Below are 23,653 nucleotides of genomic sequence, written 5' to 3'. Positions count from 1 at the left end.
CCGCCGCACTGCCCACCCCAACCCCCGAGCCAGACGTCGAAGCTCGGCTCGCCCTGGCCGAGCACCTGCTCGCCTGCGACGAGCCACGTCTGTGCGCGCAGCACGTGGTGGCGTGGCTCACCCGCGAGCGGCCGTCGGACGTCGCAGCCTGCCTCGCGCGCGGCAGCGGCACGGACAGGTGGGTCTGCCTCGCGGCCCGGAACCTCTCCGAGGCCCAGCGTGACGCCCTGGCGTTCCAGCCCGGTGAGACCTCCCATCCCCTGGCGGAGACGCTGACGCAGGGGGCGCCTCGCTTCTTCGCCGCCCCCCGGGCCCCGCTGCCGGCCGAGGGATGCATCGCGGTGCCCCTGGGCCGCTCCGGAGCACCCGCCGCGGGCCTGCTGCTGCTGTCCGCGGACGGCCCCACGCTGACGCCGGACGCAGCCTGGGTGAGCGCGCACGTCGGCCCCCGGCTGGCTGCCATGCTGCCCACGGAGCGCCGCGAGGTGGCGGGCGGCGAGCTGCTCCGCCGCATCATCGACACCGTGGCGGACCCCGTGCTGCTGACGGATCTGGAGGGACGGCCCCACATCGCCAACACCCGCGCGGAGGTGCTGTTGGTGGCCGGGCCAAACGCGAGCGAAGGCCGCCGCCGGGCGACGGAGCTCAACCGGCAGGTGTTCTCCTCCGCGCTGGCCAGCTTCGCCAGCGGTGACACGTCCACCGTGCGCCGACGGGAAGTCCCGCTGGTGGACCCGGTGGAGGGAATCGACCTGCTCTTCGAGGTCGTCAGCACGCCCGTACTCGAGCCGGATGGCCGCGAGTCCCTGGTGAGCGTGCTGCGCAACGTGACGGACCTGGGCCGCGCCACCCAGGCGCTGGGTGAGAGCTACCGGCGCCTGCGCGACACGGAGAGGGAGGCCCGCAGCGAGCGTCACCGGCTGGACCGCGTGCTGGACTCCGTGCCGGACCCCATCATCCTGTCCGACCCGGCGGGCGGCATGGTGATGATGAACGGCCCGGCGGAGAAGCTCTTCGCCACGCACCCCGACAGTGGGGAAGCGGCGCTGCGGCGGCTGCGCTCCAACAACGCGAGCTTCTCGTCGTTCCTCGCCAACCTGCTGGACGCGGAAGGCCGGCCCCGCTGGCGCGGACAGCTCGGGCTGGTGGACCCGGCCACGGGCGCCACGCTCCCCATGGAGGCCGTGGCCAGCAAGGTCCTGGGCGACTCCGGTGAGCTGACGGGCATCGTCACCCTCTTCCACGACCGCAGCGAGGCGCTGGAGAAGGCGCGGCTGCTGGAGCGGGTGAAGGAAGGTTCCGTCCACCTGGAGGCGCGCGTGCAGGCCGCCACCGCGGAGCTGGCCGAACAGAACGAGATGCTGCGCCGGCAGGCCATCCAGGTGGAGCAGGCCAGCGCGGCCAAGTCCCAGTTCCTGGCCAACATGTCCCACGAGTTCCGCACGCCGCTCAACGCCATCCTCGGCTACACGAACATGCTGCTGCAGGGCGTGTCCGGCGAACTGAACCCGGCGCAGAAGCGGAACCTCACGCGCATCGACTCCAACGGCAGACACCTGTTGGAGGTCATCAACGAGATTCTGGACATCACCCGCATCGAAGCGGGCCGCATGCCCTTGAACCTGTCGGACTTCGGCATCCCGGAACTGCTCCAGGAGGTCATGGCGGAGATGGACCCCATCATCGCGCGCAGCAAGCTGACGGTGAGCGCCCACCTCGGCCCGCGCGTGCCGGCTGTGTACAGTGACCGGCAGAAGGTGAAACAAATCGTCCTCAACCTCCTGTCGAATGCGTTGAAGTTCACGCACGAAGGCTCAGTGCAGGTGCAGGCGGAGTACGTGGCTGCTACGTCCACGCTCACCATCTCCGTGACGGACACGGGCATTGGCATCGCCCCAGCGAACCAGGAAAAAATCTTCGAGGACTTCCAGCAGGTGGACAGCTCTCCGACCCGGGCCTATGGAGGCACGGGTCTGGGGCTCTCCATCTGCCGTCGCCTGGCTGCCATGCTGGGGGGGCGCGTCACCCTCCAGAGTACCCAGGGCGAGGGTTCGACATTCACCCTGCACTTTCCCCGACGCGCGAGGCGCGCATGACGAACCCATCTGAGACCCCGAAGCCCCTCGTGCTCGTCGTTGACGACTATCAAGATGCCCGGGAGATGTACGCCGAGTACCTGGAGTTCTCGGGCTTCCGCGTCGCCGAGGCCAAGAACGGCCAGGAGGCGCTGGACAAGGCCTTCGAGCTGCGGCCCGACATCATCCTCATGGACCTGTCGCTGCCCATCATGGACGGCTGGGAGGCGACACGGCGGCTGAAGGGCGACGACCGCACGTGCGCCATCCCCGTGGTGGCGCTCACGGGCCATGCGATGACGGGGCAGTCCGACGAAGCCAAGGGCGCGGGCTGCGACTCCTTCGTCACCAAGCCCTGCCTGCCGGACGCGCTGGTGGATGAAGTCCGCCGCGTGCTCGCCACCCACGGAGGCGCATCGGCGAGGTGAAGCGCACCATGTCCCGGACGACACGGCCCCGGAAGGGGGCGGCTCACGGCGACACCCGCACGGCCCAGGCCGCACGGCCTTCGCCCCCCACGTCGGAGACGGGGACGCCTGACGGGCTCCGGTATCTCTACGGCATCGTCCGTGCCACCGCGCCCCTGGACGTCGGGCGCATCGGATTGGGCGCTGTTCCCGCGCAGGTGTACGCTGTGAGCGAGGCGGGCCTCACGGCCCTGGTGTCCGTAGCGCCAGGCCGCGTGGTGGACCCGACGCGAGCGCACCTGCTGGGGCACCAGCGCGTCACCGAAACCCTGCTCCGTGAGCACACCGTGATCCCCGTGGCCTTCGGCACCGTCATGGCGTCCGAGGCCCAGGTACGCGCTGTGCTGCGCACGGCCCATGACGAACTGTCCCGCGTGCTGGACGCGCTGGAGGGCAAGGTGGAGCTGGGCCTGAAGGTGCTCTGGCACCGCGAGCACCTCGCCCAGCGGTTGGTGCTGGAAGACGCCCAGCTTCACCGGCGCGAAGATGAGCCGGAGGCCGAGCACGAACGCCGCTTGGAGGCCGCCGTGGAGGACCGCGCCGGGCGTGACATGCGGGCGCTGCTGGAGGGCCTGCGCCCCCGAGCCTCCGCCATGCGAGAGCATCCCCCCGTGGGTGAGCGGATGCTGCTCAACGCGGCCTTCCTCGTCGAGCGGGCCCGGTTGGAGTCCTTCGAGGAGAAGGTCCGCTCCCTGGCGGCGCGCTCGGACACGTACACGTTCCGCTTCACCGGGCCCTGGGCGCCGTACAGCTTCGTGGACGTGCACCTGGGCCTGCGTGACGAGGACGCATCACTTCCCTGAAGCGGTGGACACGGGCGCCGTCACCCGCGCCGCCTCTTCCACCAGCGCGTCCATCCCGGCGTGGAGCCGGGCCCAGCCCGTGGTGTGCTCGGTCCGGGCGTAGAAGCCCCCCTCGCTCTTCACCACCATGACGTGGCCAACGGCCCGGCCCGCGCGCAGGTAGTCCACGCGGAAGGACTCCTGCGGCTCGCCCCCGGGAAGCGGCTCGTCGCGGCCGAGCAGGTCCAACGGCATCATCCGCCAGACGCGGTCATGCCAGTTGCGCGCGAAGTCGTCCGGCCGCTCCGGTGCGTCCTCCGGCGCCAGGACGACCGGGCCGGGCGCCTTGCCCGTGGCCCGGAAGGCACGGGTGGCGCCACCCGCGCTGATGGTCACCGCGTCGAAGTCACCCAGGTCGAAGGTGTGCAGCCGGCGGTCCACCAGACGGCTGTTCGCGTTCTCCAGGTCCGGCAGCATCGCCGGGCCCAGCAGGTACACGCGGCCGTCCTCCTCGCTGCGCAGATACGGCGTCCCCCAGCCGCCCGGAGGCGACGCCAAGGCGAACACACGCGCCTTGCCGGCCACGGTCAGCGTCAGCTTGCGCGGAGACGTGGCCAGACCGACCTCCTCCAGCTTCTTCGCGTCCAGCTCACCCAGCGCCCGCATGGCGCGCATGGGCGCGAAGCGGGAGAATAGCTTGTCCGCCACCTCGTTGGCGCGCAGCTCGCGCGGCGGTGGCGGTTCCTCGAGCGCGGCCACGGGCGACTGTCCCGGGGCGGCGCCGGTACCCGCGTCCGTGCCCACCGCCGCGGTGGCAGCGCCCGCGTCCGCCGCCTGCGGAGCCACGCCCGCGTCGGTGGCGCCCGCATTCGCACCGCCGGAGGCCGCCCTGGAGGCCTTGTAGCCCAGACGCACCCAGAGCCGGTCACGCTCACGGGTATCGCGGAACACGTCCACGAAGCGGGAGTCGTCCTCGTAGCGGATGCTGTCCAGCGCGCGCGCCGGGACATCCACCACCGTGACTTCCCCCGGGCCCGCGGAGGGCTCGCGCTGCCAGACGACGAACGCCGCAATCAACGCGGCCGCCGCCAGGGCCCCTTGGAGGGCCAGGTCCCGAACCTTCATCGCTCACCTCCCGCCACCGCGGGGCGCGGGGCGCGGCGTCCCCGCCGGCGCGTCGTCACGAAGCCCACCGCCAGCACCAGGGCCGGCCCCAGGAACACCGTCGCGTAGAACCAGAGGACGTCCTGCTCCCGCGTGTGCTGGATGGGCATGTCTTCCTCCGAGGACACTGCGCCGGAGATGGACTCCTCACCGGTGAGCCACCGCAGCGTGTCCACCGCCAGGTACGCGTTGCCCATGTTGCCCATCAGCAAGTCACTCACCGCGTCCGCGTCCGCCATCACCACGGCGCGCATCGCCTCCTGGCCGGCCGGCGCGGGCTTCTCCACCGCGATGACCAGGGGCCAGGGCCGCCGCATCTCACCCGCGTCCAATGTGAAGTTGCCATTGGCGTCCGCGAAGGTGGCGCCGTGCGCTCGCACTGACACGTCCTGCGCCAGACCTGCCGGCAACGGCTGAATCTGCTCCAGGGCGCCCGCGCTCAGGAAGACGACCGGCGCCTGTCCCGCCAACGACGACAGCGACGTGACGGACGGATGCGAGGAGAATGTCGCCGTGCCCAGGTTGCCGCGGTCGCTCTGCTGCCGCGCCGTTCGGAAGTACACCTGGTCATTGGCCAGCGGCGTCTTGAGGTACTTCAGGCCCAGGGACTCCAGCAGCGGCTGGAAGTCCGGTCCCTCCGGCTCCAGCGCCAGCCACAGCCGGCCGCCGCGCGCGGAGTACTCGCGCAAGGCATTCAGCTCCTCGGGGAGGAACGCCTGCGTCGGGCCCGCCACCACCACCACGGAGGCGTCACGCGGCACCTCGGTGCCCAGGCCCTCGGAGACACCGAGCGGCCGCACGTCCACGTTCTGCGCGCGCAGCAACTCCTTCAGCTTCTCCACGGACGGGCGGGTCGTCTCGCCCGGCACCGCTCGCGACTCGGCGCGCTCACCGTGGCCGGATGTGAAGTAGACGACCCGACGAGGCCGGGCCACCGTCAGCAGGCGGCGTTGGACCTCCTGGTCCAACCGCTGGAGTTGGCCGCGCGCCCGCTCGACTTCCAGGCCCACCGTGAGCGGCTCCTTCCGGTCGCCGCGCGCCAGGACGATGGTGCCGTTGTTGTGGACGCCCAGCGACCTTGCCCGAGCCGGCTCCACCGCCTGGTCCAGCCGCACCACGTTGAGCAGGCCCGGACTCTCCACCGACAGGTCGCGGAAGTACTGCCCCACCGCTTCGCCCACCTCGTTCGCGGGTGGGAAGAAGAGCGTCACCTGGAGCGGCTCATTGAGCCCGCGAATCACCTTGCGCGTGCCGTCGCCGGGCTTCGCGGTGCGGAAGTAGGACAGGTCCCACGTGACGTCGGCCTGGGTGGCGACGAACATGGACGCGAAGGCGAAGACGAGCACGAAAGCCAGCCCCAGCCCGGAGTACAGCGCGCTGCGGACACGGCCCGTCTCCAGCACGGGTGCGCGCGTCATCGCCGCGGCGGCGACCTCCACCATCGCCAGCGGCAGCAAGCAGCACGCGAGCAACGCCGGGAAGAGCGCCGCCAGCGACACCGCCAGCCGAGGCGCCTTCTGGGACAAGGGGCCGCCGAAGAGCCCGGTGCCTACGTCCGATTGGACGAAGTAGAGCCCCAGGGCCAGGAGCCCCACGCCGTACAGGCCCGACACCCACGCCTCGACGGCGCGCCGGTCCGCGCTGGCCGACCGCATGCGCGCGAAGCGCCAGCCCAGCGCGCCCACCGCCACCGCCACGCCCAGGCCAGACAGGACGGTGCGGCCCGTGCCGATGCCGAAGAGCCGCTCACCAAGGAAGACCGCCAGCAGGCCCGAGACGAAGGCCAGCGTCACGGGGAGTCCCCCGCTCGAAGGACGCGCGCTCATCGCCACCTCCGCGCCTCGAGCACCCGCGTGGCCGCGAACAGCGCCACGTAGGTGACCACGAGGTAGTAGACGACGTCACGCACGTGGATGAGCCCCGCCTGGAACGGCGGGAAGTGCTGATTCCACAGCGACATCGCGCTGAAGACATCCGCCAGCGGCTGCTCGGTGATGCGCGCCAGGAGCCAGCACAGGATGAGGGCCACCAGCATCACCGCGGACGTAATCGCAGCGAGCAACTGGTTGCGCGCCAGCGCCGAGCCGAACGTCCCCACCGCCAGCGACGCGCTGCCCAGCAGCAGCAGACCGAAGTACCCCGCCGCCACGTGCCCGAAGGACACCTTGCCATTCACCATCACCAGCAGCGGCATGTAGACAGTGCACAGGAGGTACAACGCGAGGAAGGCCAGTCCCGCGAGGAACTTGCCCAGGACGATGTCGCGGTCGCGCAGCGGTGACGAGTACAGCAGCGACAGCGTGCCCGTCTGACGCTCCTCGGCCAGCAGGCGCATCGAGATGAACACCGAGGCGACGACGGTGAAGCCGCTCGAGTAATAGAAGAACTGAGACAGCACCTCGGCGGAGCGCTTGCTGGCGCCGCCCAGGGCATACGCGTTGAAGAACAAGCCATTCAACGCGAGGATGACCGCGATGATGACGTAGCCGCTGAGCGTGCGCAGATAGGCGGACAGCTCGCGGCGGGCGATGAGCAGCGCTTTCACGCGCGCGCCTCCTGGCCGTGTGTCAGCCGCAAGAAGATGGATTCGAGCTGACCGGCTCCCTGGTCCAGCCGCAACAACTCCAGGCCCGCGCCCACCACCGCCTGCGCCACCTGGGGCCGCTGGTCGGGCGAGGCCCGCACCGTCAGCGCCACCAAACCATCCGACGCGCGGTCCACCTCCACCGAGCCAAAGCGCTGGAGCACCTCCACCGCGCGCGCCTTGTCGCCGCGCACCTCCAGCTCGATGGTGCCCCGGCCGCCCATCTTCGCCGCCAACTCCTCCTCCGTGCCCTGCGCCACCAACATCCCCCTGTGGATGATGAGCAGCCGGTCACACGTCTGGGAGATTTCCGGGAGGATGTGGCTGGAGACGAGCACCGTGTGCGCGCCCTTCAACCCGCGGATGACGTCTCGCATCTCGACAATCTGCCGGGGGTCGAGCCCGCTGGTGGGCTCGTCGAGGATGAGCAGGGCGGGCTTGTGCACCAGCGCCTGCGCCACGCCTACGCGCTGGCGGTAGCCGTGACTGAGTGTGGAGATGAGCTCGCCGTGGACGTCACGCAGGCCCGTCTTCTCCTCGGCCTCGCCCACGCGGCGGGCGGTGTCCCGGGACGTGACGCCGCGAAGCTGCGCGACGTAGGCCAGGTATTCCCCCACCGTCATCTCGTCGTAGAGCGGAGGCACGTCCGGCAGGTAGCCGATGCGCTGGCGGACCTCGTGGGCATTGCTCACCACGTCATGGCCGTCGATGACGACACGCCCCGAGGTCGGCAGCAGCACGCACCCCAGGACCTTCAGCGTCGTCGATTTTCCAGCGCCATTGAGGCCCAGGAAGCCAATGACTTCTCCCTGGCTGATGGTGAAGGCCAGGTCCCGGATCGCCGCGTGCTCACCGTAGTATTTGGTCAGCCCTTCGACCTGAATCATCAGGAGTCCTCTCCCCTTCGAATGCGTCGTTTCTTCTGGCGCAGCGGAGGGGATTGTCAAGCGCCGGACTCGCTAAGAATGGCGGTATTCAGGGCCCTTCGTCGTGCGCCCCAATGTGAAGCGCAGCGCGCTTTCCAGGTCGGGAAGGAGGAAGGCGAACCCCAGCCGCTGGGCTGCCTGAGGCACGATTCGCGCGCCATCCAGCAGCGCCTCTTGCCCCATCTGTCCGAAGAGGGTTCGCACCACGGGCGCGGGGACCGGGAAGACGGCCGGACGCCGCAACACCTTGCCCAGCATCCGAGCGAAGTCCGCCTGCCGCACCGCCCCCGGCGCCACGGCGTTGATGGCTCCGCGCGCGGCGTCGGTGAAGACAGAGAAGTGGATGAGCCCGAGCACGTCCTCCAGGGACACCCAGCTCATCCACTGCTGCCCGGAGCCGATGGGCCCGCCGCCTCCCGCGAGGAACGCTGGCAGCATCTTCGCCAGGGCGCCCTCGCGCGCGTCCAGGACGGGGCCGATGCGCAGGTGCACCACGCGGATGCCGGCGGCCTCGGCGGGCGCGGCGGCGGCTTCCCACTCGCGTGATACCTGGGAGAGAAAGCCCTTCCCGTCCGTGCTGCTCTCCTCGGTGAGGACTTCGTCGCCGCGGTCCCCGTAGATGCTGCTGCCGCCCGCGGAGACGAGCACCTTCGGCTTGCGCTTCATCCGCGCCAGGGCTTCGGCCAGGGTGCGAGTGCCCTGGGTGCGGCTCTTGAGGATGGCGTCCTTGTACTCGGGGGTCCAACGCTGGCCGGCCACGTTGACGCCCGCGAGGTGCACCACGGCGTCCACGCCTTCGAGTGCGTCGGTGTCCACCTCGCCCTTGTCAGGCGCCCAGGCGACCTCGTTCCGCGAGGAGTCCGCCTTGCCGCGCACCATGCGCTTCACCGTGTGGCCGCCCGTGGTGAGAAAGGGCACCAGCGACGAGCCCACCAGCCCCGAGGCTCCAGTGACGGCGATGGTGAGCGGCCCCTGCCCCGCGAAGGCGGCGTGACGCTTCAAGTCCTCGAGCGTGACACGGTGGCGGTACGCGAACATCCGCTCCAGGGTGCGCCGGGCGAAGCCTCCGCCGAAGAGGCTGCCCAGGGGGCCTACGGGGAGGACGTATTCCACTTCGTCATCCAGGATGGACGTGCCCGTGGTGGGCTCGGGCCACATCCGGTGGGTGTGGACCCACTTCGCGAAGGGGCCGGACATCTGCGTGTCCTGGAACATGGCGTCTTCGACGTAGGCGGTGTGCTCGGCCACCAGGCGTTGGGGGATGGGGCCCACGCGCATGCGGACGACGACGCGGGCGCCGATGCGGATGCCATCGCCGGTGCGCTCCAGGACCTCCATCCGCTCCCAGGGGGGCGTCAGGCGTTCGAGCGCCCCTTCCCGGGCATGCCAGGCGAAGAGGTCCTTGGCCGTGACGGGCATCCGAGTGCGAGCATCGAAGACGTGCGACTTGCCCATGTTCCCTCCTGCGGCGACAGTGCGGCGGCGCATGATTGCTCCAGAGTCCCTTGAACGCGCGGTGGAATTGCTGCGGCACGGTGGTGTCGTCGCCCTGCCGACGGAAACCGTCTACGGTCTGTCCGCCAACGCGGAGGACGAATTGGCCGTGCGCCGCGTCTTCGCCATCAAGGGGCGCCCCGCCACCCACCCGCTCATCGTCCACATTCCAGGCGTCGAGCACCTGAACACGTGGGCACGTGAGGTCCCAGAGGCCGCACGGAAGCTGGCCGAAGCCTTCTGGCCCGGGCCGTTGACGCTGGTGCTGCCGCGCACGGCGCGGGCCACGGATGCCGTCACGGGTGGGCAGGACACGGTGGCTCTGCGCGTGCCGAATCACCCGGTGGCGCTCGCGGTGCTCCAGAAGCTGGGCGGAGGGCTGGCCGCGCCGAGCGCGAACCGGTTCGGGAAGGTGAGCCCCACCACGGCGGAACACGTGCGGGAGGACCTGGGCGGAGACGTGGACCTCGTCCTGGATGGAGGCCCGTGCACGGTGGGGGTGGAGTCGACCATTGTGGACTTGAGCTCGAATGAGCCCGCGATTCTCCGGCCCGGAGGTCTGGCCGCGGAGGACGTGGAGCGGGTGCTGGGGCGCAAGGTGCCGGTGAGGACTTCGTCCAAGGTGCGCGTGTCAGGCTCACTGGAGTCACACTACGCGCCGCGTGCCGGCGTGGTGCTGACCGAGCCCGGGCAGGCGGTAGCGCGCGTCCAGGAACTCCGCGGACAGGGATTGCGCGTGGGGGTACTGGGGCCTGCGAGCCTTGCGTTGCCACCCGACGTGCCGCGCTTCGATGTGCCGGATGAGCCCGCGGGTGCCGCTCGCGTGCTGTACGCCCGGCTGCGCGAGGCGGATGCACAGGGGCACGACATGCTGGTGGCGTGCCTCCCTGCTGAGAGCGGCCTGGGCATCGCTGTCCGCGACAGGCTTTCGCGTGCCGCCGCTCCGCGCGGGTAGCTCCAATAACAGACAGCCTGAGTCTGCACTGGGAGGCTGCACGTGGGGCACGCTCCGGCTGATGCCTACGCGACGTGCGCCCCAAAGCTATCCCCTTGCGCGCACACGCCTCACCTCCTCATTTTGCGCTTAACGGCCACCCATTAAATGAAACGGGGAACCATCCACGAACGACTCCGACAAACCCGACCACGCACCGTCAAACAACCCAGCCAGCCGATTCTCCTCCCCATCACCAACCCCACACCCAAACACCACCCCAAATCAGAATTCAACCGCCTGAATAGCATCAAATCCGAACCATCTCCCAAGAGCCCGAAAAGCCGCATCCGAGAGCTCTTGCGTAAACAAAACAGCCAAACGCCTCCTGGGACGAGAACACGCAACATAGAACAGATTTCTATTAGCCTCATAACTTCGCCTATCCCCCTCTGAAATACCCTCGGGACTCATGCTGCATTCAAGCATCCTCACAAAATTATACGCATTCCATCCACGCCCAACCACAACAACCACATTCTCAAACTCAGCCCCCTTCACCCCATGCTTTGTCTCAAATGGAGAAAACCCCCTCAAGTATTGAGCCAAGCTGACGATTTCAGCATACCTCACCTTCCTAAGCCTACGCAGCTCAAGCAAGTCTTTAGAGAGACCCTCATCCTCATGAGAGACAAACCTATCCAACTCCGCCTCACGACGCTCGATTGAATCAGACAATCGCGGAAGACGGGTTGCTCTCAAGTGGTCGATCACGTCACCAACCGTGCCATTTCCCCTAAGGAGTCCCAGCGAGTTCATCGAGCGCTGCCAACCACTCTTATCGTCTCGATTTTTGACTCCGGGCATTTTCATATTCAACGCTTCGAACATCGCGCCATAGCGACGCGACTCGAATGCTTCGTACGCAGGCTCGACAACATCAACGAGAAATTCAATATACCTATTCTCCTTCTTAACAAAAGAGTCATTATACCTAAACACCTCAGGAAGACTCTCGTATCCCTGCTCATGGGCCAAGATACGATGTGTCAACATCAAGACTTTCGTCTTAGAAGGCGAGAAGTCCCAACCATTATTGCGAAGCACGTTATTTACCGCAGAAAATGCCCTGCGTGCTTCGTCCGCAGGCAAATCGCCTCCCCAATGAGCACCCTTGCGACGTTGTCCCGTCCAAGTATTGGTGTGGAATACGCGAACCTCACCAATCTCTGCTGGATCTTTTGCCATCTGAACGAGTTCAGGCCTCATTCGATTCAGGCAGTCAATGATCGTCGGCACTGAGCGAAAGTTAGCTCCCTTCCCAATGCGCTTCAACGCGTGATGATGGATGGCACCACAACCATCACCGTAGATTTTTTGCCAATGGTCGCCAAAGAAACCAAAAACAGGCCCCTCCTTTCTACCCAAGAAATGGCGACTTATCGCCGCCATCAACTTCGAATCAGTGTCCTGATATTCATCAATAAGAATATACGGATACTGAGAAACAAGAACGCGCCTGAACTTCTCATATTCCAACAGCGCGACAAACAACCGAAGCACATCATCGTGATGCAGCCCAACAGTGCTGTCACCAAAACTCCGGTGCCCGAGATCGTACTCAACTCGACGTTCTCCCAGTGCCCCTCTCTCCGCAATCAACTCAACCCAACCAGGCATGCCCTCGAGAGCACTTCGCATTTGTTTTTGAAAACCGGCCATTAGAGCCCAAGCAAACGCATGAGTCGTTTCGCAGAAAACCAGCGGACTCCTATCTGTCCTCGCAACAATCTCGTCGCGAGCAACCCGTGTAAACGTAATGCACGCAATTTTTCGACGCGTTCGCGAAAACACATGTCCCACACGCAAGATAAGGTGGCGCAGTGCTTTAACCAGCGTATACGTCTTACCAGCACCAGCCCCTGCCTCAAGGACAAAGCTCTCGCCTTGCTCCAAGCACCTATAGACCTCCGAAAGAGCGCTATTACTTGCAACTTCAGCAGGACTAAACGTATCGTTCGCGCCAGTCATGAAACACCAGCCAGGGGCGCTTGCTGCTCGCCCTCCACATTCGAAGTTTTGTTTATGTCAATTACTTCAGTAACCGAACTGTCGTCCTGAGCCAGCCAACACATCGCCTCGACAATGTACCGAGGAGGAGTCCAGACAAGTTCCTTTATCGCGTACTCCAGGGCAAAGTTAGCCTTCGTCTTTGCTGCCGCAATCTCGCGTGCCTCTACCTCCTGTTCTGCACTTGTTACAGTCGCCAATTTGAAAAGCTTGGGATTCGCCAAGATGAACGCATCTTCGAACGTACGCCCACACGGACCGTTTTCGACTTCTGGCTTTTGGTACGCAATTCGGCGCCGCCCTTTAACCTTTTCGGCATCGCTTTTGGCGATAAGTTGAGCAGGAGTCGCCTGCTCATCCTTGAACCATTGATTGATACAGGCGTTACTAGTCTTTGTTCCCAAGTGGACGACACACGCCTTGGGCTTTCCACTACCAACCTTGGCCACTGGGTCAAGGTCGGTAATGACAACATGCCTTACCTCCAAGAAGTCAAGCAGCCCATAAAAAAGATGAGCATACGCCCCACCAACTTCCATTATCGTAACGTACTGACTCGTGAGCTTCGGAATATCAGGAGCAACCTCCTCTAGCTTCTTAATAACTGCCGGCAGTATAAGACGCTCCGAAACTCCCTCAACCAATATTGCCTTATCAGCAAAGAAGAGATCGCACCGAGTAAGAGTAAGGTATTGATGCAGGAAATTGCGATCCTCATGCTGTTCGCCAGCAAGGCCGACGCTGAGATCTTTTACCGCACAAGAACGAACGCCATCAGGCTGCCCGTTACTGGATGCGAGAAAATACCGAATTGCCTCGAAGCCGGCTTCATTTGCGATATGACTAGAGTGCGTTGACACCACGAATTGCACTGGCCAAGGTGAACTGCCCTGCTCCTGGGACCCCAGTCGCTTAGAAATTTCACTAAGCTGGCGAATGAAAACCTCCTGCATCTGCGGATGCAGGTGGGCTTCGGGTTCTTCGATAAAGATCAAGTGCATACCAGGGGCTTCCGGCTCAGCACTGTAGCTCTTATAGAAGCGCACCAATTCCAAGAGAATGAAAATAAGATTCCGTGCACCAAGCCCATTGTAAGACTCAGGAAACGACACGCCGCCGTGCCCTGAGTAACGAACCTTCGTGTGATTTGAAAGGAGCCGCTTGACGTCAAGAACTGTTTCTGTCTTTAACCTTGGCCCACTCAACCCCGGATAGCCAAAGGAATCGAGCGCCGGGAAGAGCGTCTCCAGCTTAGTATTGAATTCCTTCTCCATCGTACTCTGTATTGACCTTACGGCCTCCTGCAACGATTCGGCTCGAAGCTTGTCGTCTGCCGCCGCAGTAGGCGACATCGCAGTAGCGAAAAGTCTCTCCAGAATTTCAGCAAGAACATCATTATCCCTAGATGTCACGTCATCAAGGCCGCGCTGGGCATTGATAAATCCGCTGCGAAGCAACCCCCGAATGGCGCTAATTGGCAGATTTCTTCTATTTGTTTTATCATTCGGATCTTCAGCCCAGAGTTTGACTGTAAACAACTGCGGAATCCGTTCCTTCAACACGCGGAGAAACTCGGGCTTGGTTTGCTCGTTGAGTTTAGGCAGCGACTGGCCCTCTAAGAGCGCATCGATCTTCCCGTCTGCCAAAGCATATTGAATCTCTGCAATAGCCTGATTACAATCCTGATCAAGATCGACAACGAAATCACTCATCGGTCCGAGATTTGGATCCGACAGATCATACTCAAACAAGAACCGAACACCTATTACAGGAAGCAACTCGCGTACGACTGCGTCGTCCTTCCCTTCTAGCTTTGCTTCCCGTGCTTCGATGAACTGATCGTAGCAGGCGCTCGAAAAGTCTTCGATGCGAAAGGAAGGGTTTCCGTCCGCCAAAAACCTCTTTATTACCTCAGCAAGAGACGTCTTCCCGCTATTGTTACGCCCAACGATGACTGTTGTCGTCGGCTCAAGGGCGAGCTCGACGTTGGACAGTAGTCGGAAATTCCGGATGCTAACCTTCTGGATTCGCAAAACGCTCCCTCTCATTCATTCAGAGCTACGCAGCCTTGCCCCTCTGACATTACCGCGTACGAGGCCGATTGGAAATCCGCCTGCGCGTGGAAGCAAGTACATCGCATCTCTATTCGCTGATGATGGGGTCGTCATGACCTGCTCCCGCCACCTTGATCTGCCCCCATCGGGTGGTCAGCGCGGCCCGTCAGCCGAGCTGACCACCCAACGGAGGCGAGCGCAGGCGGTTGCGGTGCCGTACACAGACGCATTCAAGACGCAGATGGTGAAGCGATGATGGGCCCGAATGCGGTGAGTGCCGCGACACTGGCCCGTCAGGTAGGGGGGCCCAGCCGACGTTGTCGCAGTGGTTGAGGGCGGCGAATAGGGTAGCGGCCACGACGCCCCCGTCCGAAGAGAAGAAGCCCGTTGCCTTCCCCGTGCCGAAGAAGTGGGTGGATTCAACGGGTCGTCGCAACACTCAATATTGAGGAGTTGCGATGGGGAACAACAAGAGTCGCCAGGCTGACCGTGCTGGACGCCCGCCTATGTCGTCGCCTGGGCGTCCGCCGGTGGGAAGGCGTGAGCACCGACAACGATTCTGGGAAGCAATCGCCCGCGGACTTTCGAGCGAAGATGCTGGAAGGGTGGCCGGTGTATCTCCGGTGGTGGGATGCAGGTGGTTCCGAGAGAGTGGAGGCATGCCGTCGAGCAGTCTGGCCCCGCTGTCGGGGCGGTACCTGTCGTTTGCCGAGCAAGAAGAAGTCGCGATTCTGCACGCCCAGCACGTTGGGGTTCGCGCGATAGCTCGCCGGCTCCTTCGTTCACCCGCGACCATCTCGAGGGAGTTGCGTCGTAATGCGGCAACCCGTGGCGGTGCCCTGGAGTATCGCGCTACGACCGCCCAGTGGCATGCGGACCGACGTGCGCGACGTCCAAAGGTCGCGAAGCTAGCCGCGAACGGCGAGCTGCGAAGGTACGTGCAGGAGCGACTGGCCGGGGTACTTACCGCTACTGACGGGACGGCAGTGCCCGGCCCAGAAGTGCGATGGAAGGGGCGGCGCCACGGGCCACGAAAAGACCGACGTTGGGCGACCGCCTGGAGTCCAGAGCAGATTGGCAACAGGCTTCGAGTGGACTTCCCCGAGGATGCGTCGATGAGGGTGTCCCACGAGGCCATCTACCAGGCTCTCTACGTACAAGACCGCGGCGCACTGCGACGCGAACTGGTCAGCTGCCTGCGAACTGGGCGGGCACTGCGTGTGCCGAGGGCGCGTACCCGTACGCACGGCAAGACATTTGTCGGCGCCGAATGCAGGCTCAGCCAGCGTCCACCCGAAGTCACGGACCGCCGAGTGCTTGGACACTGGGAAGGTGATCTCATCTTGGGGCTGGGCAGCTCCGCCATAGGCACGCGGGTCGAGCGCACCACGCGGTTTACGCTGCTGCTGCATCTGCCACGCATGGACGCCCACGGCCAGCCTCGCGTCAAAAAACGGCCCTGCTCTGGCAGGACATGGTTCCGAAGCGGTCCGAGGTGCCATCACCTCCTCGCTCACAACGTTGCCGGAGCGGCTGCGCCGGACACTCACGTGGGACCAAGGGGCCGAGATGGCTCAGCATGCCCTCCTGCGCGCCGACACGGGCTTGGCCATCTACTTCTGTGCCCCACACAGTCCATGGCAGCGAGGCACGAACGAGAACACCAACGGACTCCTCCGTCAGTACTTCCCGAAAGGGACGGACCTGTCCCGTTACTCTCGTGCGGAGCTGGCCACCGTCGCCCTTGCCCTCAACAGCCGGCCACGCAAGACGCTTGGCTGGAAAACACCTGCCGAGGCTCTCAACTCTTATCTATACTTACTTCAACCAAACGGCGTTGCGACGACCGCTTGAATCCGAGCAATACACCTCGCTGGCCTTCGGACTGCGGTGCAGGGAGGCCGGAGTGCGTCCCTCCATGGGGAGCGTAGGGGATGCCTACGACAACGCCATGTGCGAGAGTTTCTTCGCCACGCTCGAATGCGAGTTGCTGGGCCGTCGCAGTCTTCGCTCGCAGGCAGAGGCTCGGATGGCCCTCTTCGAATTCATCGAGGGCTGGTACAACCCTCACCGGCGGCACTCGGCGCTCGACTACGAGTCTCCCGCCAACTTCGAAAAGAAGTACCGGGCTGCGGCATGATGGCGAAAACCCGGAACGCTCTGCCGAACCGGGGCAACTTCATTCCGTCGCAAAGCGACCCCATTCTTCGGGTATGCCGGGACTCAAATCAGTGCCGAGTCCGAGGCCCCTCCTCTTCCCCAGGCGGAGCCAGCCGCTGGGACAACAGCCCCAGCAACTCCTGGGTCGACAGCCGTCCCGCCGCGTCCTTCCCTTCCAGTACCCCCGCCACCAGCGCGCGCTTGTGCTCGTGTAGCGACAGCATCTGCTCCTCGATGGTCCCCCGCGTCACCAGGCGGTACACCGTCACCGGCCGCGCCTGCCCAATCCGGTGCGCGCGGTCGGAGGCCTGGTCCTCCACGGCGGGGTTCCACCACGGGTCCAGATGAATCACCGTGGTCGCCGCCGTGAGATTCAGTCCGAAGCCACCGGCCTTGAGCGAAATCAGGAACAGCGGCACGTCCCCCTCCTGGAACGCGCGGACCCGCTCCGCCCGAGCCCCCGCGGGCGTCTGCCCATCCAGGTACTCGTAATCAATCCCCTCCGCGTCCAGCACCTCGCGCACCAGCGCCAGGTGGGACGTGAACTGGCTGAATACGAGCGCGCGATGCCCCTCCGCGCGGAGCTCCCGCACCAACTCCATGAACCGCTCCAGCTTGGCCGACTCCAGCTTCGACCCGGCGTCATACAGCCGAGGATGTGAAGCCAGGAGCCGCAGCCGCGTGAGCGCCGCCAGAATCTCGATGCGCCGCTCCTGCTCCTTCATCTTCGGCTTGCGCGTCTCCAAATCCGAGAGCGCTGCCAGCCGCGCGTCCTCGTAGAGCGCCCACTCCTCCGACGAGAGGACAATGGGCACCCGGATATCCGTCCGCGGCGGAAGTTGCGCCTCCACCTGCGCCTTCGTCCGGCGCAGCAGGAAGGGCTGGAGCACCCGGGCCAGCGCGGGCGCGGCCGTCGGGTCCACGCCCCGCTCAATCGGCGCGGCGAAGCGCGAACGGAATGCCTCCCAGCTCCCGAGCAACCCCGAGAAGACGACGGCGAAGAGACTCCACAGCTCGCCCAGGTGGTTCTCCAGCGGCGTGCCCGACAGCGCGAACTTGAAGTCCCCCTGGAGCGCGCGCGCCGCCCGGAAGCGGTGCGTCGTCGCGTTCTTCAACGTCTGCGCTTCATCGAAGATGATGGTGGAGAAGCGCAGCTTCGACAGCCGCTCGATATCCCGCGTGAGCAGGCCATAGCTCAACACCAGCACGTCCTTGGGCCCCAGTTTCTCCAACGTCCGGCCCCGGTCCGCCGCGTCCGAGAACAGCGTCATCCGCAGCGACGGCGCGAAGCGCTTCGCCTCGTCCATCCAGTTGAAGGCCACCGACGTCGGCGCCAGCACCAGCGCGGGCCCCAGCTTGCTCCGGTCCAGGAGCACCGTCAGCGCCTGCACCGTCTTGCCCAAGCCCATGTCGTCCGCGAGCACCCCACCCGCGCCCCACGAAGCCAGCCGGGTCAGCCAGCGGAAGCCCTCCAGTTGGTAATCCCGCAGCGCCGTCTTCAGTCCCGTGGGGACCCGCGGCTTCAGCTCCTTCGCCGCGAAGATGCGCTCCACCAGCGACTGCCACGTCTTGTCCGCCTCCACCTCGGCGCCCGCGTCCTGGAGCGCCGTGAGCGTCTCCACCGCGGAAGGCCCCACCTCCAGGCCATGGCGCGTGGCATGCGCATGGTCCGCCAGCCGCTCCAGGTGCTCCCGCAGCGCGCCTTCAATCTCCACGTAGGACGTCGAGTCCACTTGGACGAAACGTTCCTTCCGCCGCGCCGCATCGAGAAGCCGCGCCAGCTCCACCCGCTCGCCTTCCACGGAGAGCCCACCCAGCACGCCAAACCAATCCCGCTTCCGCTCCAGGATGACCTTCAGCGCCGGAGGCGCGGCGGCGTGGAACAGCCGCACCGGCGCCCCCACCCACTCCAGCTCCGGCTTCGGCGCCAGCTCCACACAGGCCGCGAGCACCGCGAGGCCGCCCTGCGCGCTGGTGAAGCGGAAGGTGAAGGGCAGCTCCTCGGGCTCCGCCGTGTCGAGCGGCAACCGGGCCTGAAGCAACTCCGCCGCGTCGCGCTCCTGAACGAAGTCACGCACCGCGTGCACGGCCCCCGTCCCCCGCCGGACGTGGACGTCGCGCGCCCCCTCGCCCGGAATGAACGTGGGACTGTCCGGCAACGGGCGCGTGCGCAGCTCCACCCGGACCGCCCCGCTCGCATGCGCCTCCATGCGCACCACGGGGGCGTAGCGCAGCGGCACCGACTCCCCCAAGACGCTCCGAGGCAGCGCCACCGGCACGCGCAGGGACAGCTTCGACAACTGGTCCAGCAACGCGACGTGGCTCTCCGGCGGAAACGAATTGCCGTGGCGGTTCAGCGCCGTCACCAGCGCGCGGACCTCGGGGCCCGCGTCCAGCACCGTGAGCACCCGCTGGCTGTCATCCCAGATGTAGAGCCCCTCCTCCGGCTGAGCCTTGCGCACCCGCTCCAGCATCGCCGTGGGCAGCATCGCGCCATCCACCCCCGCGCTCACGATGACCACGCCGTCCCGGTCCTCGGCGACGAGCCCGACCTTCACGCGCTCGATGCGCACCAGCAGGTCCGGATTCTCATCCAGGTGGATGCGGGGATGCCCCACCAGTTCAAAGAGCAGCGCACGCGACGCGGGGGCCTCCGACTCCGGCAGCAGCGCCGCCAGGCGCGCGTCCGCCGGCGACAATTGCGAGCCATGGTCCTGCAGCAGCTTGCGCCGGCTCACCTTCGCGCCCGTGCTGCGCTGGCCCTTCTTGTTGCGCTTGTGCACGTAGGCCGCGAGCTCCACGCCGTAGCCGTTGATGACGTCCAGCCGCCAGGAGACCTCGCCACCTCCAGGCCCACCGGGACTGTCGTCAACGGCCCGCTCCAGCGCCCGCAGCGCGCGCTCCCAACCGGGACGGACCAGCTCCTCCAGCTCCTCTCCAAAGGACTCGGACCAGGGCTGGCGCAACCACAGCAACGCCGTGTCGATGGCCGCCAGCAAGTGGACGCAGAACGTCGCGCCACAGGAGCAGTCCCCCGTCACCTCGGTGGGAGCGAAAATCAGCCGGGCCTCGGGAAGGATGAAGCCCGCCTGCGCCCCCACAGGCAGCTCGGAGATGCGCGTCTCGCGGAGACGGAAGCCCGGAAGCGGAGCGTCATACTGCATCAGGTCCGGCACCAGCGCGTGCATCGGCCGGGGAGCGACGGACGCCGGAACGCGTGCACGCAGCGCCAGCAGCAGGCCATGGACGCGGTGCGTGCGGGGCTCGGCGGGCGGAGCGAGCCGCTCCTCGAGCGAAGCCCGTGACGCCTCCGCGCCCAGCCGCTCCGCCTCCACGAAGCGCCAGGCGAGCGTGGGCAGCAGCTCCTTCATCCGGGGAGACGGCATCGCCTCCGTCATCCAACGCGCCAGCGAGTCCGTGCTCAGCAACTCCACGAGCCTTCGGCGGGCGAGCACGGGACGCGCCTGGGGCAGCCAGGCCGCTTCCACCAGTGGCATCAGCACCGCCAGGCTCAGCCGCGACAAGTGCTCGAGCCCTTGCGCCCGCAGCCACGCCAGCGCGTCACGGGGCGTATCGAACAAGGGAGTCACGGGCTTCTCTGGCGGCTCGGACATGCCCCCGCTTCTTCGCAAAGCACGCACGAAACGCAAGCAGACCCGTGACGCGAGGGCGCAAGACGGCTGGCTGCCCTGCACGGCCCCGCTCCACTTTCCGTATGTCCCTGCCGATATGGCCGCCCTGGCCGTGGCGTTGTCACCCTACGACACACGTCCCGCGTCCCCTTACGGAGGCCCGCCGATGACGATGCCCCCCGCGTTCGTGAGCATCCTCACGCTGCTCGCACTGGTGGGTTGCACGAACCACCGCCAGACGCTGCTGGAGCGCACGAGCAGCTATGTGGTGTACGACATGCCCGCACGACAGGTCATGAAGGCCGCCGAGGCGATCCTGAGTGAGCGCGGCTATGCCCTGCTACCCAGCACGGACCCGATGTTCCTCATCACGCCGTGGAAGGTCTCCGGCAACTACGACGTCTTCACCCACTGGTCCCGCGTCTACGTCGAGGGGCACAAGCGTCCCGACGGCCGGTTCACCGTGCGCGCATACCATATGGCCGCCAACATGCCCGCCCGGACGCAGTCGCTGCCGACACCGGAGACGACGACCATGACGGCCCCCGAGGAGAAGCAGAACATCATGCCCACGGTCCTGCTCTCCACCGAGCCCGTGCTGGTGCGCTCCGCCAGGCCCAACCTCCGCAGGGACCTCGATCTCGAATGGGCCATCATGGAGCGGCTCGACCCAGACTTCGCCGGACGCGTCAAGACGCAGGTCGACGTGTATCTCGCCCATTCATCCTCGAAGCGGCCGGGTGACGTACTTGAATGACCTCGCCTGCTTCGATATCCCGCGAGGGCTGCCAAGGAGCGTCCCCGCGTGAAGCAAAGCGTGTTTGGTCTGGTCGTCGCCCTGTCACTGACCGCCTGCAAGGAAGAGCCCCGTGGGAAGATGGAGCCCATTCCCCGCCCGCCGGGGATGAAGGACGCTCCGCCTCCCGCGGAAGCCGCTCCCGCGGCTGCCGCGGAGCCCCCCGTGGACCCCTCGAAGGTGGTCCTCCGGTGGAAGCTTGCCCAGGGCGCCCCCACGTCGTACCGGCTCGACATCGAGCGCACCGGCGGCGCGCCCGCCAGCACCGAGGAAGCCGCGCCCCCCAAGAGCGCCAAGGGCAAGGGCAAGGAGAAGCCCGCCCCCGTCGCCGCGGCCCCCGCGGCCCTGCCCGGGCCCGTCACCTACTTCATGGAGCGGACCGACTCGGGTGACTACCGTCTCCGCGTCGTCCCCGTGGGCAGCAACGTCGACGCGGACACGGCCACGCTGAGCGAGCGCGGCTTCGTGCTCGACGGCCTGCAGGGCGCCACCCGCAACACCGCCACCCTGGTCCTGGAGCTCCCGAGAGATCCGGTGGGCACCGGTGACGCGTGGTCGCTCGGCACCGAGCTGATTCTCATGGAGGCGCTGGGGCCCCAGTTCCAGGCCGGCCAGCCCGAGCGGAGCAACCGCGTGAAGCTCGCCAGCCTGACGCCCGCCGACGGGGGCGAGCAGGTGGCCACGCTGGAGTACGACATCTCCGAGAAGCTGGCCGGCAAGGTCCGCGCGAAGGATGAGCCCGCCACCTCGCCCGCGCGCGCCGCGGAGGAAGACGCGGAGGCGGACGAGGCGGGACGCCCCCGGCCCCGGACCACGCCCGAATCCAGCGCCAGCGCCGAGGTGAGCATCACCGGCCGCGGCGAGTTCCTGGTGAAGGCCGGGCGGTGGCGCTCCTGGGAAGGCACCATCACGTCGGTGACGAAGGGCGGCTTCCCCGCCGCCGCGCTCCAGGTGCCCACCGGCGCCCTGAAGCTGCGCCTCACCGCGGTGGAATCGGCTCCCGCGCCGGCGCCGACGGCCCAGCCACAGCAGTAGGCGGCCCGTCCGACTCGCGCACCATGCGTACCACGGCGTCCACCCAGGCCGGGTGGGCGTTGAGGGAGGGGACCAGCGTCAGCGACTCCCCTCCCGCCTCCAGGAACTGCTCCCGCGCGCGGAGGCCAATCTCCTCCAGCGTCTCCAGGCAGTCCGCCACGAAGGCCGGGCACATCACCGCCAGGCGCTTCACGCCCTTCTTCGCCAGCTCCGGCAACACCACGTCCGTGTACGGCTTCACCCACGGCGTGCGGCCCAACCGGGACTGGAAGGACACGCTCCACCCATCCGCCGGCAGGCCCAGCCGCTGGGCCAGCCCCCGCGCCGTCGCGTAGCTCTGCGCGCGGTAGCAGTGGCGGTTGGCGTCCGTCATGGCGTCACAGCATGAGGCGGTGGACAGGCAGTGCGTCCCCGTGGGGTCGCTCTTGCGCATGTGCCGCTCCGGCAGGCCATGGAAGCTGAAGAGGACGTAGTCGGCGCGCGCGTCGTCAATCACCGGCCGCGCCACGGCGGTGAAGGCATCCAGGAAGCCTGGGTGCTCGAAGAAGGCCGGCACCGCGCGCACGAAAGGCACGTCCCACGACTGGGCCAGCACCTCGTAGGTGCGCGCCAGCGAGGACGCGGTGGAGGACGCGGCCTCCTGCGGGTACAGCGGCAGCACGGTGAACTCCGACACGCCGCGCGCCTTGAGCGCCGCGATGCCGTCGGGAATGGAGGGCGAGCCATACCGCATGGCCAGCACCACCTCGTACTCCCCCGCCAGTCGCTCGGCCACCTGGGCCGCCAGGGCCTGGCTGTACACGAGCAGCGGCGAGCCCTCCTTCATCCAGATTTTTCGGTACGCCTCCGCGCTCTTCGCCGGACGCGTCGGGAGGATGATGAAGTTGAGCAGCGCCCAGCGACCCAGCGGGTGGATGTCGATGACGCGCGGGTCATTGAGGAACTCGCGCAGGTAGCGGCGCACGGGTCCCGTCTGCGGAGCATCCGGCGTCCCCAGGTTGACGAGCAGCAGCCCTCGCTTCGAAGTGGGCGTTGGCATCAGTGCAGGGAGTTGGGAAGGGTGAGCGCGAACTCGGCGATGCGCGCTTCGAAGTGCGTGCCGTCCGGCCGCACCATGTCATAGGTGCCGCGCATGGTACCGAAGGGCGTGCGCAGCATGGCCCAACTCGTGTACTCGAACCGCTCTCCGGGCCCCAGGTGGGGCTGGCGGCCCACCACGCCCTCGCCCCTCACCTCCTCCACCTTGCCCGTGGCGTCGGTGATGACCCAATGGCGCGCCTTGAGCTGCGCCGGCGCGTCGCCCTCGTTGGCAATCTCCACCGTGTACATGAAGGCGAACTGCCCGGACTCCGGAGCGCTGCGCTCCGGCCAGTAGGCGGGCTTCACGGTGATGCGGATGCCGTCGGTGATGGCGCTGGAGGACATGCCCCCAGATTTGGCGGCAACGGCGGCCACTTGCAAGGAAAACGCTGGGTTGGAA

16 protein-coding genes and 2 pseudogenes are annotated in these 23,653 nt (G+C 66.4%); 8 read left to right on the top strand and 10 right to left on the bottom strand.

The features are described 5' to 3' along the window. The first annotated feature begins 8 nt into the window (after nt 1–8). From FL344_RS12510 to FL344_RS12500, 3 genes are read left to right on the top strand one after another with little or no spacing between them, the layout of a single operon-like run. Nucleotides 9–2,096 carry an ATP-binding protein gene (locus tag FL344_RS12510; RefSeq protein ID WP_228564980.1) on the top strand — a complete coding sequence of 696 codons (2,088 nt, stop codon included), beginning with the start codon at nt 9–11 and terminating at the stop codon, nt 2,094–2,096. Then, complete coding sequence (locus tag FL344_RS12505; RefSeq protein WP_141594298.1) at nt 2,093–2,503, top strand: response regulator; 411 nt, start codon at nt 2,093–2,095, stop codon at nt 2,501–2,503. The genes FL344_RS12510 and FL344_RS12505 overlap by 4 nt, the downstream gene beginning before the upstream one ends. 8 nt (nt 2,504–2,511) lie before the next feature. Further along, nucleotides 2,512–3,345: a GvpL/GvpF family gas vesicle protein gene (locus FL344_RS12500; protein WP_194863088.1), complete on the top strand. Its 834-nt coding sequence runs from the start codon at nt 2,512–2,514 to the stop codon at nt 3,343–3,345. Here the strand turns inward: FL344_RS12500 and FL344_RS12495 are convergent. The 5 genes from FL344_RS12495 to FL344_RS12475 form a co-directional block, all read right to left on the bottom strand. After that, nucleotides 3,334–4,449, bottom strand: a complete 1,116-nt coding sequence (locus FL344_RS12495) for a hypothetical protein (protein WP_141618674.1) — start codon at nt 4,447–4,449, stop codon at nt 3,334–3,336. The genes FL344_RS12500 and FL344_RS12495 overlap by 12 nt on opposite strands. Next, nucleotides 4,446–6,314, bottom strand: coding sequence for a Gldg family protein (locus FL344_RS12490; RefSeq protein ID WP_141618673.1), 1,869 nt, complete (start codon nt 6,312–6,314; stop codon nt 4,446–4,448). The genes FL344_RS12495 and FL344_RS12490 overlap by 4 nt, the downstream gene beginning before the upstream one ends. Next, nucleotides 6,311–7,033: an ABC transporter permease gene (locus FL344_RS12485; RefSeq protein ID WP_011551659.1), complete on the bottom strand. Its 723-nt coding sequence runs from the start codon at nt 7,031–7,033 to the stop codon at nt 6,311–6,313. The genes FL344_RS12490 and FL344_RS12485 overlap by 4 nt, the downstream gene beginning before the upstream one ends. Next, nucleotides 7,030–7,959, bottom strand: coding sequence for an ABC transporter ATP-binding protein (locus tag FL344_RS12480; RefSeq protein ID WP_141618672.1), 930 nt, complete (start codon nt 7,957–7,959; stop codon nt 7,030–7,032). Before FL344_RS12480 ends, FL344_RS12485 begins: the two co-directional genes overlap by 4 nt. 72 nt (nt 7,960–8,031) lie before the next feature. Then, nucleotides 8,032–9,453 (bottom strand): TIGR01777 family oxidoreductase, encoded by a 1,422-nt coding sequence (locus tag FL344_RS12475; protein ID WP_141618671.1) that lies wholly within the window; start codon nt 9,451–9,453, stop codon nt 8,032–8,034. Between the two features lie 31 nt (nt 9,454–9,484). On the opposite strand from FL344_RS12475, the gene FL344_RS12470 reads away from it, so the two are divergent. Then, nucleotides 9,485–10,447: an L-threonylcarbamoyladenylate synthase gene (locus tag FL344_RS12470; protein ID WP_141618670.1), complete on the top strand. Its 963-nt coding sequence runs from the start codon at nt 9,485–9,487 to the stop codon at nt 10,445–10,447. A 264-nt stretch (nt 10,448–10,711) separates the two neighbouring features. Here FL344_RS12470 and FL344_RS12465 read toward each other — a convergent pair whose 3' ends face one another. Beyond that, nucleotides 10,712–12,382, bottom strand: a complete 1,671-nt coding sequence (locus FL344_RS12465; RefSeq protein ID WP_228564978.1) for a UvrD-helicase domain-containing protein — start codon at nt 12,380–12,382, stop codon at nt 10,712–10,714. A gap of 71 nt (nt 12,383–12,453) precedes the next feature. After that, the gene (locus FL344_RS12460; protein ID WP_141618668.1) at nt 12,454–14,529 is read right to left on the bottom strand and encodes an ATP-dependent endonuclease; all 2,076 of its coding nucleotides are present in this window, start codon (nt 14,527–14,529) and stop codon (nt 12,454–12,456) included. Nucleotides 14,530–15,008: 479 nt separating this feature from the next. Here FL344_RS12460 and FL344_RS12455 point away from each other — a divergent pair. Both FL344_RS12455 and FL344_RS12450 read left to right on the top strand, forming a co-directional pair. Continuing rightward, nucleotides 15,009–16,404 (top strand): annotated as a pseudogene (locus tag FL344_RS12455) (IS30 family transposase). 7 nt (nt 16,405–16,411) lie between these two features. Beyond that, a pseudogene (locus FL344_RS12450) lies at nt 16,412–16,690 on the top strand (transposase); the annotation flags it as partial. A gap of 88 nt (nt 16,691–16,778) precedes the next feature. Here the strand turns inward: FL344_RS12450 and FL344_RS12445 are convergent. Continuing rightward, nucleotides 16,779–20,324: a DEAD/DEAH box helicase gene (locus tag FL344_RS12445; protein ID WP_228564977.1), complete on the bottom strand. Its 3,546-nt coding sequence runs from the start codon at nt 20,322–20,324 to the stop codon at nt 16,779–16,781. A gap of 184 nt (nt 20,325–20,508) precedes the next feature. On the opposite strand from FL344_RS12445, the gene FL344_RS12440 reads away from it, so the two are divergent. Further along, nucleotides 20,509–21,099, top strand: a complete 591-nt coding sequence (locus FL344_RS12440) for a hypothetical protein (protein ID WP_228564976.1) — start codon at nt 20,509–20,511, stop codon at nt 21,097–21,099. Between the two features lie 48 nt (nt 21,100–21,147). Continuing rightward, the gene (locus tag FL344_RS12435) at nt 21,148–22,173 is read left to right on the top strand and encodes a hypothetical protein (protein WP_141618665.1); all 1,026 of its coding nucleotides are present in this window, start codon (nt 21,148–21,150) and stop codon (nt 22,171–22,173) included. Here FL344_RS12435 and hemH read toward each other — a convergent pair. Both hemH and apaG read right to left on the bottom strand, forming a co-directional pair. Then, a complete protein-coding gene (hemH, locus tag FL344_RS12430; RefSeq protein ID WP_141618664.1) occupies nt 22,118–23,212 on the bottom strand; it encodes a ferrochelatase in 1,095 nt (364 codons plus the stop codon). The two genes, FL344_RS12435 and hemH, sit on opposite strands and share 56 nt — an antisense overlap. Further along, nucleotides 23,212–23,598 (bottom strand): Co2+/Mg2+ efflux protein ApaG, encoded by a 387-nt coding sequence (gene apaG / locus FL344_RS12425; RefSeq protein WP_011551647.1) that lies wholly within the window; start codon nt 23,596–23,598, stop codon nt 23,212–23,214. Before apaG ends, hemH begins: the two co-directional genes overlap by 1 nt. Between the last annotated feature and the right edge of the window lie 55 nt (nt 23,599–23,653).

It is taken from the genome of Myxococcus sp. AB036A (assembly GCF_006547355.1).
Lineage (GTDB): Bacteria > Myxococcota > Myxococcia > Myxococcales > Myxococcaceae > Myxococcus > Myxococcus virescens.
This window is presented reverse-complemented; position numbering and strand designations above follow the sequence as displayed.

What these genes read in the sequence shown, in the direction of transcription:
- FL344_RS12475 (WP_141618671.1), bottom strand. Translation starts at nt 9,453, where the DNA reads ATGGGCAAGTCGCACGTCTTCGATGCTCGCACTCGGATGCCCGTCACG.
- FL344_RS12500 (WP_194863088.1), top strand. Translation starts at nt 2,512, where the DNA reads ATGTCCCGGACGACACGGCCCCGGAAGGGGGCGGCTCACGGCGACACC.
- hemH (WP_141618664.1), bottom strand. Translation starts at nt 23,212, where the DNA reads ATGCCAACGCCCACTTCGAAGCGAGGGCTGCTGCTCGTCAACCTGGGG.
- apaG (WP_011551647.1), bottom strand. Translation starts at nt 23,598, where the DNA reads ATGTCCTCCAGCGCCATCACCGACGGCATCCGCATCACCGTGAAGCCC.
- FL344_RS12505 (WP_141594298.1), top strand. Translation starts at nt 2,093, where the DNA reads ATGACGAACCCATCTGAGACCCCGAAGCCCCTCGTGCTCGTCGTTGAC.
- FL344_RS12490 (WP_141618673.1), bottom strand. Translation starts at nt 6,314, where the DNA reads ATGAGCGCGCGTCCTTCGAGCGGGGGACTCCCCGTGACGCTGGCCTTC.
- FL344_RS12480 (WP_141618672.1), bottom strand. Translation starts at nt 7,959, where the DNA reads ATGATTCAGGTCGAAGGGCTGACCAAATACTACGGTGAGCACGCGGCG.
- FL344_RS12495 (WP_141618674.1), bottom strand. Translation starts at nt 4,449, where the DNA reads ATGAAGGTTCGGGACCTGGCCCTCCAAGGGGCCCTGGCGGCGGCCGCG.
- FL344_RS12440 (WP_228564976.1), top strand. Translation starts at nt 20,509, where the DNA reads ATGACGATGCCCCCCGCGTTCGTGAGCATCCTCACGCTGCTCGCACTG.
- FL344_RS12445 (WP_228564977.1), bottom strand. Translation starts at nt 20,324, where the DNA reads ATGTCCGAGCCGCCAGAGAAGCCCGTGACTCCCTTGTTCGATACGCCC.
- FL344_RS12470 (WP_141618670.1), top strand. Translation starts at nt 9,485, where the DNA reads ATGATTGCTCCAGAGTCCCTTGAACGCGCGGTGGAATTGCTGCGGCAC.